Source organism: Borrelia puertoricensis, from assembly GCF_023035875.1.
Lineage (GTDB): Bacteria > Spirochaetota > Spirochaetia > Borreliales > Borreliaceae > Borrelia > Borrelia puertoricensis.
On record NZ_CP075379.1, the window covers coordinates 426,634 to 440,621 of the forward strand.

General features: G+C 31.7%; 7 protein-coding genes and 2 rRNA genes. 5 read left to right on the forward strand and 4 right to left on the reverse strand.

Annotation, left to right across the window (positions count from 1 at the left end; genetic code table 11):
- Nucleotides 1-136 precede the first annotated feature (136 nt).
- From bpuSUM_RS02035 to bpuSUM_RS02055, 5 genes are all read left to right on the forward strand, one after another.
- Nucleotides 137-997 (forward strand): CheR family methyltransferase, encoded by an 861-nt coding sequence (locus tag bpuSUM_RS02035; RefSeq protein WP_247065570.1) that lies wholly within the window; start codon nt 137-139, stop codon nt 995-997.
- Between the two features lie 35 nt (nt 998-1,032).
- On the forward strand, nt 1,033-2,169 hold the full coding sequence (locus tag bpuSUM_RS02040; protein ID WP_247065571.1) for a chemotaxis protein CheB: 1,137 nt from the start codon (nt 1,033-1,035) through the stop codon (nt 2,167-2,169).
- A 23-nt stretch (nt 2,170-2,192) separates the two neighbouring features.
- Complete coding sequence (locus bpuSUM_RS02045; protein ID WP_247065572.1) at nt 2,193-3,401, forward strand: TraB/GumN family protein; 1,209 nt, start codon at nt 2,193-2,195, stop codon at nt 3,399-3,401.
- A gap of 36 nt (nt 3,402-3,437) precedes the next feature.
- Nucleotides 3,438-4,070, forward strand: coding sequence for an adenylate kinase (locus tag bpuSUM_RS02050; RefSeq protein WP_247065573.1), 633 nt, complete (start codon nt 3,438-3,440; stop codon nt 4,068-4,070).
- Nucleotides 4,071-4,164: 94 nt separating this feature from the next.
- Complete coding sequence (locus tag bpuSUM_RS02055) at nt 4,165-5,187, forward strand: hypothetical protein (protein WP_247066279.1); 1,023 nt, start codon at nt 4,165-4,167, stop codon at nt 5,185-5,187.
- A 2-nt stretch (nt 5,188-5,189) separates the two neighbouring features.
- On the opposite strand, the gene bpuSUM_RS02060 is transcribed toward bpuSUM_RS02055, so the two are convergent.
- From bpuSUM_RS02060 to bpuSUM_RS02075, 4 genes are all read right to left on the reverse strand, one after another.
- On the reverse strand, nt 5,190-6,122 hold the full coding sequence (locus bpuSUM_RS02060; RefSeq protein WP_430644643.1) for a GGDEF domain-containing response regulator: 933 nt from the start codon (nt 6,120-6,122) through the stop codon (nt 5,190-5,192).
- Between the two features lie 12 nt (nt 6,123-6,134).
- Nucleotides 6,135-10,571 (reverse strand): ATP-binding protein, encoded by a 4,437-nt coding sequence (locus bpuSUM_RS02065; protein WP_247065575.1) that lies wholly within the window; start codon nt 10,569-10,571, stop codon nt 6,135-6,137.
- Between the two features lie 55 nt (nt 10,572-10,626).
- Nucleotides 10,627-10,737 (reverse strand): 5S ribosomal RNA (gene rrf / locus bpuSUM_RS02070).
- Nucleotides 10,738-10,758: 21 nt separating this feature from the next.
- Nucleotides 10,759-13,692 (reverse strand): 23S ribosomal RNA (locus tag bpuSUM_RS02075).
- Between the last annotated feature and the right edge of the window lie 296 nt (nt 13,693-13,988).

Here is a 13,988-nt window from a genome sequence, read left to right on the forward strand (position 1 = left end):
CTTAAGTTAATATTTAAATTAAGCTATCAGTCCTAATTGTACAATTTTTGTAAAAAAATTGTACAATTAATTAGTCATTTATACTCATTAAGTAATATTATTTATTAAGGAAATTTACAAAATTTGGATCTTATAAATGTTAAATATTAATAATGAACTCCTTCTGAAATTCTGCAATTTTATATATGAAAATAGCGGAATTAGATTTGATGAAAAAAATAAAGTTGTATTAAAAGGACGAATTAATGATGCAATACATGAACTTGAAAATATCAATACTCCAGAACAATTATATGACTTAATAAATTCGGACAAATTTCAAAAAGAATATTTCTTAGATCTAGTTACTACTAATCTAACACGATTCTTTAGAAATGAAGCTCATTTTGCAACTTTTGAAAGATTTATAATTCCAAACTTAATAAACATTAAAACTCAAGAGGGCAAAAATAGAATTATTATATGGGCTGCTGGATGCTCAACTGGAGAAGAACCGTATTCACTGGCATTTGTTCTTAAACACAATCTTCCAAAGAATTTTGACTTTATTATTATTGCCTCCGATTTAAGTTTAAAATCTCTAATGATAGCAAAAGAAGGATACTATTCTGTAAAAAAATGCGAACATATCCCAATACAATATAAAACATATATCAAACCTCACATGGATGGTTACAAGGTAATAGATGATATAAAAAAACACATACGATTTGACTATCATAACTTAAATTTTGAAAGTGGCTTTTCAGACATAGACGTTATTTTTTGCCGAAATGTACTCATATATTTTGATGAAAAATCTAAAATAAGGGTCTTAAAAAAATTTTATTCCTCTATGGCTATGCAAAGTTATTTATTTATCGGTCATTCAGAATCCCTTTTTGGTCTCAATCTTCCTTTTAAATTTTTAAGAACACCTTGGGCCATAATATATGAAAAGGATGATAAGGATGTTTCCAAAAAAAAGTTTCTGTTCAAAAACAAATACAAATTATAATTTGATATAAACAGACTCATAGGAGTAAAACAGAAATGCAAACAAAAATTTATGTACTCGTCATTGAAACTTCTTCTGTTAATAGAAAGACTATATCAGACATTATAAATTCATCTTTAAAGCTTGAAATTATTGCAACTGCAGCCAACACAGACTTCGCCCTTAAAAAACTTAAAAAACATCCAGATGTAATATTACTCAGTTTAGAAGAAGAAACAATCAAAGAAATTACTTTCATAAAAAAAAAGAAAAATATAAACAACACGCTCCCTGTTATTATCCTCTCATCAAACAAAGACATAGCAAAAAATGCTATCTTAAAAGGTGCTGATGACTTTATAATAAAAACTGATGACAAATTAGAAAGCATAAAAGATAAAATTATTGATTTACTCTCAATTTACGGAAATAAAACCATAAAAAAAAAAATCATAACTGACACCAATTTCAAATTCAAAACAAATCAATATTTGATAAATAATAAAGTCAATGAAGAAAATTCAAATATAACAAAAGCAACAGATAAAAATGAAAATACAAACCTTAATCAAGAAAAAATAATAGATGAAAAAGATTTAAAAAAACTTAAAAACAGAAAATTTGAAATAGTTGTTATTGGAATATCTACAGGAGGCCCTGCGGCACTAAAGACAATACTACCAGAAATTCCTAAAAATTTTCCTGTCCCAATAATAATTGTCCAACACATGCCAAAAGGATTTACAACCGAATTCGCAAAAAGTCTCAACAATATCTGCAATTTAATTGTCAAAGAAACAAGTAATAAAGAAATACTTAAAAAAGGATTCATATACATAAGTTCTGGGGGATACCATACAAGAATTAATAAAATAAACGAAAACTATCAAATAGAAGTCTTCGATGCTGAGAATGTAAATGGACACAAACCTTCTATAGGAGTACTCTTTAAATCAATATCAGAAAATGTGAAAGACAAAGCAATAGCTTTAATAATGACTGGAATGGGAAGTGATGGCTCTAGAGAAATTGGAGAGATTAAAAAAGCTGGCGGACTAACTATTGCACAAGATGAGAAAAGTTCAGTGGTTTTTGGAATGCCCAAAATAGCAATAGAAGAAAATAATATAGACTATATAGTTTCAATAAGTCATGTGGTAAAATTATTAAAAGCCATTCTTCTTGATGGTTAAATTTTTAAAGACAAGGATCGCATTTGGATATCAAAAAAGAGAATACTGAAGATTGTTTTTTACACGTTAGCACTCTTGACACAGACTATGACAAAATATATGTACTAGGAACAGCACATGTATCAAAAAAAAGCTCACAAGACACATCTACCTTAATTGAAACATTAAAGCCGGATTTTATTGCCGTTGAACTTGATGAGGCTCGTTATCACGCAATTCTAAATACAGATGAAAACGAAAAATGGCGCAACTTAGACATATATAAAGTAATAAAACAAGGAAAAGCATTTTTATTAATAGTACAAATCATTTTAAGTAATTTTCAAAAAAAATTAGCAAAAGAACAAGGAATTAATCCCGGAGAAGAGATGAAAACGGCTATTTTAAAAGCTAAAGAGCACAACATACCGTTAATACTTGCGGACAGAAAAGTTGAGACAACTCTAAAGAGAGCATGGAACTGTGTCCCAACTTTTGAAAAAGTCAAAATAATATCAAGCCTGTTTTCATTCTCAGACATAAAAGTCACACAAGATGAAATTGAAAAACTCAAAGAACAAGATGTTCTATCAAATATGATGGAAGAACTTGCAAAAGAAATTCCTACTGTAAAAAAAGTTTTAATTGATGAAAGAGATGAATTTATAGCAAGTAAAATACTTGAAGGTTCAGGAACAATTCTTGCAGTTGTTGGAGCTGGTCATGTGAAGGGCATAATAGCAAATTTAAAAGAGATTAAAGAAAACAAAAAGATTGTCAATGTTGACAATCTCAATGCCATACCTAAAAATAGTTTCTCAGTGAGTAAATTAATATCTTACTTTATAGCAATCTCAATTGTCATACTAATGGCAAGTTCATTCTACTTTAAAGGCTTTGATTTTGCATACAAAAATTTAGAGTTTTGGATAATATGTAACTCTTTATTTGCAGGTCTTGCTGCTCTTTTACTAAAAGCCAATATTATAACAATAATAACAGCATCAATTGGTGCTCCAATATTTTCTCTAATTCCATTTATTGGAACAGGTATGGTTGCGGGTCTTGTTGAAGCTTACATAAATAAACCAAAAATAAAAGATTTTGAAAAACTACAAGAAGATTTGGCAAACATAAAAGGATATTTTAAGAACAAAGTTACAAAAATTTTATTAATAGTATTTTTCGTAAACATTGGGTCTGCAATTGGAACAATTGTTGGATTTAAATTCTTGTTAAATATCTTTAGCTAAACCAAAAAAAAAATAAGAACATACAGGAGTTACATTATGAAACTTGTTTTTTTAGGACCTCCGGGCTCTGGAAAAGGCACAATTGCCAAGATCCTATCAAGCAAACTAAATTATTATCATATTTCAACAGGAGACCTATTTAGAGCAAATATATCAAATGTTACACCTCTTGGTAAGGAAATCAAACAAATAGTTGAGAATGGACAATTAGTACCCGACTCAATTACAATCAAAATTGTTGAAGATAAAATCAATACCCTTGCAAATAAGGATAATTTTATTCTTGATGGATTTCCTAGAAACATCAATCAAGCTAAAGCTCTAGATACGTTCTTGCAAAATATTCAAATAATAAACTTTTTACTTGATGAAGCGATACTAATAAAAAGGCTTTCTGGAAGAAGAATATGCCAATCCTGCGGCGGAATATTTAACATATATACACTTCCTACAAAAGAAAAGGACATTTGTGATCTTTGCAAAGGAACCCTTTACCAACGAAAAGATGACGTAGAAGAGTCTTTAAAAATCAGACTTAAAGAATATCATTTACAGACAAAACCTCTAATAGATTTTTACTCAAAAAGCAACAGACTTAATAATATAAATGCATCAAAGAATATTGATGGAGTAGAAAAAAGCTTAATAGAAATAATATCAAAGTATTAAAAAATATTAATCTAAAATAATGATGGCAATAATTTATATTTTTAAAAAAATAAGGTATAATGTGAGAAAATCTTTTATAGAAAAAAGAATTCATATGATAAAAAAATTATTCATGGTATTGATATTTTTACAGACTGTCTTAATCTATTCAAAAGAAAATCAAGATGAAATGGAATATTTTTATGTCAACTCTCAAATGGCTTATTATCCACCACATGCACTAGGAACTTCGGGAAGCAAATTTTCTCCAAGCTTCATACCCCCTCAATTTAAATCAGTATCACCAAATAATCAGATCTCACCTAGTTCTTGGGGAAGTATCAAACTAATATCAAATTTGGGTTACTATAAATTTTTTAAAATCTTAAAAAATCCCGAACAACATTCACTTTTACTTCAAAACACTGGAATAGATGTTGATTTCAAAATTGGACTCTCACCTGTTGTTGCACTACTTAAAGGAAAAATCGGTCTCACTCCCATTGCATTTCTTAATATATATACAGGAATTGAAATTGGCATAGGTTGGCAAGGATTTGGATTTAAGGGTATTGGAATACACGTAGGTAATGGGCAATATTCAAGTAAACCTGAATTTTATTCTGAGGTAACAATTGGAAGTAGACTACAATTTGATCTAAATGCGGTGCTTGGTGGAGACTGGACACACATTATTACAGTAGTTGGAAATAATATTCTTCATACACAAAATCCACATGCTAATGACAATCAACTTTGGAAATATAAAGCTGATGAAGGTAAAAATATAAATGGATTTACAATCAACCCTTATGCACTCCTAGCTTACAAAATGCCAATACCTCTTAATATAATTGGACTGTTATACGAAGGCCAAACATACATTGGACATGCAAGAAACGTAAGTACAACACAAAATCAAGGATGGGGAAGTGATTTCTTTTATCACAATTTCTCCCTTATTTCAAAAATTGAAATCATAGAAAATTTAACACTAGACATGCAATTCAAATTCTCAACAGCACCTATGTACACAGTAAACACAATGGGAATGGCCGATATCTCAAAAAGAATAAGTACAAATAATTCATATATTTACTACGATTCTATTGGGTTTTCTTTAACTTACAAGATTTAACTTTAACACTTACATTTATTGCGACCAGAGAGCTTGGCTTCATATAATTTGTCATCAGCAAGTTTAATAATGTTGGTGAAATTGGAATCATGAGGAATTTGTTCAGCAAGACCAATTGAAACTGTAACAAAATTAGAAATATTACTGTACTCATGAACTATTTCCAAATTCCTAATATCTTCAATTAAAACACTAACAATCTTAATCATTTCATTCAAGCTCTTATTTACAGAAAATAAAATAAATTCCTCACCACCATAACGAGCAATATCTATCTTATATTTAATGGCAATTTTATTTAAACTCTTTGCAATTAACCTAAGACATTCATCACCATTAGTATGTCCATAGTTATCATTATATTTTTTAAAATAATCAATATCTAACATTCCCACAATGACGTTCTTTTTATGCTCCAAAGCTTGCATCCAAGACTTAGCAAACTTATCTGTAAAAAACCTTCTATTAGGAATTTGAGTTAGACCATCAATTCTTGCAAGATTCTTAAAATAATCCCTAAGTCTTTTAAGCTCAAGATGAGTTTTAATTCTTGCATCAATTACCCTGCCATTAAAAGGTTTTAAAATATAATCCACCCCACCGACACTAAAACCTTCAAGTTGAGCATCGGTAGAATCGCTTGAACTGATAAAGATTACAGGAATATCTTTAGTCTCAGGATCATTTTTAAGCCTTTTACAAACCTCATAACCGCTAACATCTGGAAGCAATACATCAAGAAGGATCAAATCAGGACTAGCAATCTCAACCTGTTTTAAAGCATCAAACCCATTTAATGCAACCCTAATCTCATACTTATGTTGCAATATATCTATTAATAGATCCAAATTTGTGGGTGTATCATCCACAAGTAGCAATTTCTGAGGTTCAACTGAAAATTCCTCAAAATTATCCAAAATCATACTTTGAGTCATGACTTCCCTATCTTACCTAAGATTCATCATACGTTTAACAATATTAGTGCTCTCTTTGAAATTATATACTCTTAAATATTTAATAAGAGAATTAAATAATATAACATTATTGTCATCTAAACTATACCTTTTAAGCACTTCAAGAACTTCCTTATATTCTTTTGGATTTCTATCTTCTATTCCATTTAAAAGCCTTTGCATAAGACTCAAAAATTCATCATTGCTTTTAAATTTTAATTTTTCCTGATCACAAGTTTCGATAACATCTAAAATCTGCTTCCTTATGTTCTTAATAAGTAAAATCAAACCTTTACGCGCTTCAGAATACAATATTTTTAATTCATGTATTGAACCTGTATTCATCTCAATCTGTTTAAACTTTCCAAATAAGTTACTACGCATATTACTAAGAGCTCCAGCTATTGAATGTACTAATTCTTTTACTAATTTTATATTGTTTAAATTAAAAGCCTCATCCAAATCACATATCAGATTATCGCTCATATCAACAAATCCTCTGCACAAATCAACATACATATCATATGAGATATTTAAATCTCTTAAAGCATTATCAATATCTAAATTGGGTAAATTAGAAAAACTATCGAATATCTTATCTGATATAATTTTATTATCTTCAACTTCAATATGTAAATATTTTTTTAAAATATACTTAATCGAACTAATATGTATCGGTTTTGCAAGATAATCATTCATTCCATTTTCTAAACACCTATCTTTATATTCTCTTAATGCATGTGCAGTAACAGCTATTAATACACATGGATTTAAGTTATTCTGGCTTTCAAATTTGCGTATTTCTTTAGATACCGTAAATCCATCACAATTTGGCATTCTTATATCAATAAAAGCCATATCATATTTATTAGTTTTTAAAAATTCAATAGCCTTAACACCATCATCCACAATATCAATAAAATCTTCCCTGACACCTATAACAATCAAAACATTTTTTAAAATCTTTTGATTAATTTCATTATCCTCAGCTATTAAGATACCAATATTATTTTTAAGCTTAAGAATACTAGATTCATTTATTATGGGAACATCTACAATTGCACCATTTTTAATCCAATTAGAATAAAAATCCCACCTTTTAAAAGGTTTTTGCATGTATTCATATTTAAAATCAATGATCTCATTACCTTTTAAATAATAAAACACAAAAACTATTCTTACATTAAAATTTAAACCTTCAATCTTTTCAGCAAACTTAAGAGCTTCTTGTAAACCAAAATCGTCGACATTTATAAAAACAAAATCATAATAAGGATACCTATAAAACGCCTTATAAGCATGCTCATAAGAATAAAAATAATGTATATTATCCTTATAATCAAATATCTTACTTATGTCTCTTAATACCTCAACAGTTTTTTTACTTAAAAATAAGCTTAAAATCTTTTTATTAGTCACTAATTCCAATTTATTTACTTCTTTATCTTTAATCTTATGACCTAAAACAAAAGGTAACATAAATGAAAAAGTTGTTCCCTTGCCTACCTCACTCTCAACTGCAATACCAGGACCGCCCATTAAACTAACAAGCCTCCTAGATATTGCAAGTCCAAGACCACTTCCTTCATACTTCTTTGAATCAGAATCATTGCCTTGTCTAAATAATCCAAATATTACCGGTATATTACTTTCCTTAATTCCTTTACCAGTATCAATTACTTTAAACTCAATAGTAATTATTTTATTACCATCATTATCTTCTGTACTGCAAATTATTTCATAGTTTAAAACTATGATCCCATCTGTAGTAAATTTAAAAGAATTTCCTATTAAATTAATCAGTACCCTCTTAAGTCTAGCTCTATCCCCTATTAAGTAATTTTCCAAATCTGATTTTGAATAAAAAATCAAATCAATATTTTGTTTTGCACTTTGCGACTGAAAACCTTTCAAAACACATTCAATTTCATGTTCCAAATCTATTTCATTACTTTCAATATAGATCTCATTCATATCTATTTTAGAGATATACAATATTTCATCAATTAAAGAGAGTAATAAGATAGATGAATAATTTATCATTTGCACATACTCTTTTTGCACACCCAAAAGATCAGTATTCTCCAAAAGCTCAGTAGCTGCTATTATGCCATTAATAGGGGTACGAATATCATGGCTCATACTTGCTAAAAAAATAGTTTTGGCAGCAATAGCATTCTCAATAACCTTTTTCTCACTGATTGCAGAAGAATACATTTTTTTCCTAAATCCTATCTCCTTCCACAAATTAAATAGGCAAAACATAAAAATAGTAAAAACAAACATACCAATGGTTAATACTGCTATACCAGATTTTTTTAGTCTTAAATCCTTAAAACTTTCATGAACATTGAATACCCAATCATCAAAATATAATTTATTATTAACATTTGTACGAAATGAAATTTTTTGTATAATTCTTCTTAAAATATAATCTTGGTTATGAACTGCAATATTTAAATCAAATGTTAGATTCGGAATAGTAAAAATTTTCTTAATATCCCTAATATTTAAGTCTTCAAAATTAATAGTTGCAGTATATTCATCACTAACAATCCCACTAACCTTGCCCCTATAGAGAAGATCCAAAGCATCTGTAAAGCTATCCACTTGCATCAGTTGTGTTCCTATTTTGGTTTCCAATTTTTTTGTATACAAAAACTTAAGCACCGCAATATTACCAAACGACCTAGAAGTAAATAGTCTCGTTTTATTTGAAAAAAGATGCAGTCGAATTCTTGATACTGCTTTGATGTTAAAAATATAATCTGAATTCGTATCATCTAAATTAGCAGACAATATATCTATTCTCCCTAATTTCATTAATTCTTCAATATCTCTCTCATGCACACTTATAATATTGAAATCCAAGTTTGTCAATCTTTTTATCTTCTTAATTAACCACTCATTTACTCCTTTATAACGACCAGAATCAAAATAATCAATAGGATACCAATCTTTAACAGCAAGGGTTAACCTCTTATTGTTTTGTAACCAGATTTTTTCCTCAATATTAAAGTTACTGCTATTTATATGCCCATAAAAATTATTTTTATAATCTTCAATCTCATCTTGACCAAGCCAATTTTTACCTATTTGCAACAAAGTGTCGAATAAAATGTTTTCTGTCAACGCATTAAGCATATATGCAAACAACTGTAATCTCTTATTATTAGCAGCTAATACCAAAAATTTACATTTACTTAGACTTGAATCCTGAAATTTCAATATATTATTGTATCCATGCAATTTTAATAAATAGCTTACGGTAATTGAATTTTCTACAAATCCATATGAACGATTGACTATATCTAAAAAATTACTTACTATATCTGTGTTTTTATCTAATTGAATATTATTTAAACTTAAATCAATAATTTGTGAATTTATGACTTTATTACTATTTTTAGCATTTGTAAAATACAAATTAAAATTAAGTGAACATATCGGAGCAATTGCTTTATACTTCTTAGAAGTTAAAATATTATCATCTTCAATAATTCCACCCCAAACAGACACATCCTTATCATCCAGGCTTACTTTAATGCTCTCCTTTGGGAATCCTACAAATTTAACTGAAAAACCATATTCTCTAGCAAGAGTATTCCACAAATCAACTAAAATGCCTGCAAATTGACCTTTAGAATTAATAAAACTCAAAGGAGGATAATCATTATATATTCCAACATCCAGATTAAATAAAAAATCGAATTCTTTAAAAGAAGCATATTCCTCTCTAGAGAAAGATTGCATATAACTTAAAAGATCAACATTTAAGCCTTTTAGCTGATTAATAGCATTTTTGCTAATAGCAACTCTTATACCAAAACTATAAAAATACTCAGAATTAAAAACTTTCATAAAAGATGGATAAAAAGAACTATACCATACACAAGATAATGACTTATAACTCCCATATACTAAATCAATCTTATTATCTCTTAATGCCAAGAGTAATTTTTCAGTATCTGGAAATAAAAAAACATTATCACTATGACCATGAAATCTTAAAATATCTTCATATATAGTATTCTTTACAACACCTACACGTAACTTGTTTGAAAAAAATAAATTGGAAAGTTTTTGCTCTTTTTCTGAATCATAAATCAATGCGGTTATACATTTGCCAATCTCATTTTTAAAATAAAGGTATTCATTTAAGTCTGAATTATAAGTTAATCCCAAATAAACTACATCATCTTCAATTTTATCTTTATCAAGATAATCAACAGCTTCTATACTAATGTCATAATCATTATCTTGTGCCCACTTGTCTAGAAGATAAAAAATCATACCAACCATCTTATTTTCTTGATTTTTATAATAAAGCGGATAATATTGATCTACAAGTTTAAATTTCAAGGTTTCTTTAGCGGGTAAACTAACATGAGAAATAAAAAATAAAAACAAAAATAAACTCAAACCACGCATAATTTACAATATATGTCTAATACATATTAGATATATCAAAATGCAAACAAAAAAACCCTGGCAATAACCTACTCTCCCGCGAACTCGCAGTACCATCAGCGAATAAGAGCTTAACTTCTGTGTTCGGAATGATAACAGGTGTTTCCTCTTTTCTTTAATCACCAGGGTATATAAGGAAGACAAAAATATGGTCAAAGATTTGGGTAATTAGTATTAGTCAGCTTAATATATTACTATACTTACACTTCTAACCTATCAACCTGGTATTCTCCCAGGACCCTAATAGGATATCTCATCTTGAGGAAGGCTTCCCACTTAGATGCTTTCAGCGGTTATCCCTTCCGAACGTAGCTACCCAGCACTTACCCTTGGCAGGATAACTGGTACACTAGAGGTTCGTCCATCTCGGTCCTCTCGTACTAGAGATAGCTCCTCTCAAATATCCAACGCTTGTGGCAGATAGGGACCAAACTGTCTCACGACGTTCTGAACCCAGCTCGCGTACCGCTTTAAATGGCGAACAGCCATACCCTTAGGACCTGCTCCAGCCCTAGGATGCGATGAGCCGACATCGAGGTGCCAAACCCTTCCGTCGATGTGAACTCTTGGGAAGGATAAGCCTGTTATCCCCGGAGTACCTTTTATTCGTTAAGTGACGGCGCTTCCACTCGCTACCGCCAGATCACTAAGACCTACTTTCGTATCTGCTCGACTTGTCAGTCTCACAGTTAAGCTACCTTATGCCTTTACACTTACAGAGTGATTTCCAACCACTCTAAGGTAACCTTTGCGCACCTCCGTTACTCTTTGGGAGGCGACCGCCCCAGTCAAACTACCCACCTGGCACTCTCCTCATATCACTATGAGTTAGAAACTTAATTAAACAAGGGTGGTATTTCAAGTGCGACTCCACTATCCCTAACGAGATAGCTTCAAAGTCTCCCACCTATCCTACACATATTTAATCAAACCTCAATACCAAGCTATAGTAAAGGTTCACGGGGTCTTTCCGTCTAACCACAAGTAATCGGCATCTTCACCGATACTTCAATTTCACCGAGCTCCACGTTGAGACAGCGTCCAAATCGTTACACCATTCGTGCGGGTCGGAACTTACCCGACAAGGAATTTCGCTACCTTAGGACCGTTATAGTTACGGCCGCCGTTTACTGGGGCTTAAATTCAATGCCTCGTTTTACACTAACATCTCCTCTTAACCTTCCAGCACCGGGCAGGTGTCAGTCCCTATACTTCTCTTTACAGATTTGCAGAGACCTGTGTTTTTGGTAAACAGTCGTTCGGACCATTTTTATGCTACCTAATCTCTTAGGTCATACTTATCCCGAAGTTACGTATGTATTTTGCAGAGTTCCTTAACGTGGATTCTCTCGCGCGCCTTAGAATTTTCATCCCACCTACCTGTGTCGGTTTGCGGTACGGTCCCTTATAGCCTAACCTTAGAAGTTATTTCTTGGCACCTTGACTACCTACATTTCATGTCGCCTAAACAACACTCATCATCACATCTCAGCTCTTTTAGCGGATTTTCCTACTAAAATCAACACCTTAATGCTTAAACTAGGACTACCATCGCCTAGCAGTAGTTAACCTCATGCGTCACTCCAATCGAAACTATAAGAGGTACGGGAATATTAACCCGTTTCCCATCGACTTCACTTTTCAGCTTTGCCTTAGGGGCCGACTAACCCTGGGAAGACGACCTTCACCCAGGAAACCTTAGGTTTTCGGCGAATGGGGATCTCACCCATTTTTTCGTTACTCATACCTGCATTCTCACTTCTGATACCTCCATCAAACTTCTCAGTTTAACTTCTCAGGCTTACAGAACGCTCCTCTACCATTCTAACGTAAATTAGAATCCAAAGCTTCGGTAATGTGTTTAGCCCCGTTACATTATCGGCGCTTAAGTACTCGACCAGTGAGCTATTACGCACTCTTTAAAGGTATGGCTGCTTCTAAGCCAACCTCCTGGATGTTTACGTACCTAAACCTCCTTTTCCACTTAACACATTTCTGAGACCTTAGCTGTTGGTCTGGGTTGTTTCCCTCTCGACTATGGACCTTATCGCCCATAGTCTCACTCCTATTCATCATACAATAGCATTCGGAGTTTAACTGAGTTTGGTACCCTTTGACAGGCCCTAGCTCAATTAGTGCTCTACCTCTATTGCACTAAAATAAGGCTGAACTTAAATCCATTTCGAGGAGAACCAGCTATATCCGAGTTTGTTTAGCCTTTCACTCCTATTCACAGCTCATCCCTGCCTTTTTAAACAGACTAGGGTTCGGCCCTCCACTTGGTTTTACCCAAGCTTCAGCCTGGCCATAAATAGATCACTCGGCTTCGGGTCTACCACATCTAACTAAATCGCCCGTTTAAGACTCGCTTTCGCTCAGGCTCCAGCACTACAATGCCTTAACCTTGCTAGACATGATAACTCGCAGGTTCATTATGCAAAAGGCACGCCATCACCATGAATAATCATGGCTTTGACTGCTTGTAAGTCTACGGTTTCAGTTCTATTTCACTCCCCTCCCGGGGTTCTTTTCACCTTTCCCTCACGGTACTCTTCACTATCGGTAGCTTTATAGTATTTAGCCTTGGAGAGTGGTCTCCCCAGCTTCAGACAAGGTTTCTCGTGTCCCGTCCTACTTAGGAACATCTTTAAGAAGATATTTACATTTAAATTACAGGGCTATCACCTTCTTTGGCTAACTTTTCCAAGTTATTCTTCTACATAAATATTTTGTAACTTCTCAGCTTATTGCAGACTAAGCTTCAAGTGTCCTACAACCCTCTAAATGCAATGCTCTGCAGCTTGACACATTTAAAGTTTAGGCTACTCCCCTTTCGTTCGCCACTACTTAGGGAATCTCTTTGATTTCTTTTCCTCAGGGTACTTAGATGGTTCACTTCCCCTGGTATAGCCTTTACTACATACGCAGTAAATAATTAGCATCTAGCTAATTGGATTACTCCATTCGGTGACCTTGGGATCATAAAATGTTTGCTTCTCCCCCAAGCTTTTCGCAGCTTACCACGACCTTCTTCGCCTTAAAGCTCCTAGGCATTCACCATAGACTCTTTATTACTTTGACCATATTTTCATCTTCCATCTCTAACTTGCCAATCGTTTATACAACATAAAATAATATATACTTTTCACTTTACTATGTCAATACCATTATTACACTTTTGATTAAATAATTTTTTCAATAATTAAAGTACTCAAAAAAAATACCAGATTAATTGTTGACAAAAAAAATAATCATACAATCTGTACACAAAATGACCATGAAAAACACATAATTCATGAAATAAGTAAATAAAATAGTTATCTCAGACAAAGTAAAGCAAATATTGAAAACCCAAATGGTTTAGATAAAATATAAGAA

Bases quoted from the DNA above. Each gene is read 5' to 3' on its own strand.
- bpuSUM_RS02035 (WP_247065570.1), top strand. From the start codon at position 137: ATGTTAAATATTAATAATGAACTCCTTCTGAAATTCTGCAATTTTATA.
- bpuSUM_RS02040 (WP_247065571.1), top strand. From the start codon at position 1,033: ATGCAAACAAAAATTTATGTACTCGTCATTGAAACTTCTTCTGTTAAT.
- bpuSUM_RS02050 (WP_247065573.1), top strand. From the start codon at position 3,438: ATGAAACTTGTTTTTTTAGGACCTCCGGGCTCTGGAAAAGGCACAATT.
- bpuSUM_RS02055 (WP_247066279.1), top strand. From the start codon at position 4,165: ATGATAAAAAAATTATTCATGGTATTGATATTTTTACAGACTGTCTTA.
- bpuSUM_RS02060 (WP_430644643.1), bottom strand. From the start codon at position 6,122: ATGACTCAAAGTATGATTTTGGATAATTTTGAGGAATTTTCAGTTGAA.
- bpuSUM_RS02065 (WP_247065575.1), bottom strand. From the start codon at position 10,571: ATGCGTGGTTTGAGTTTATTTTTGTTTTTATTTTTTATTTCTCATGTT.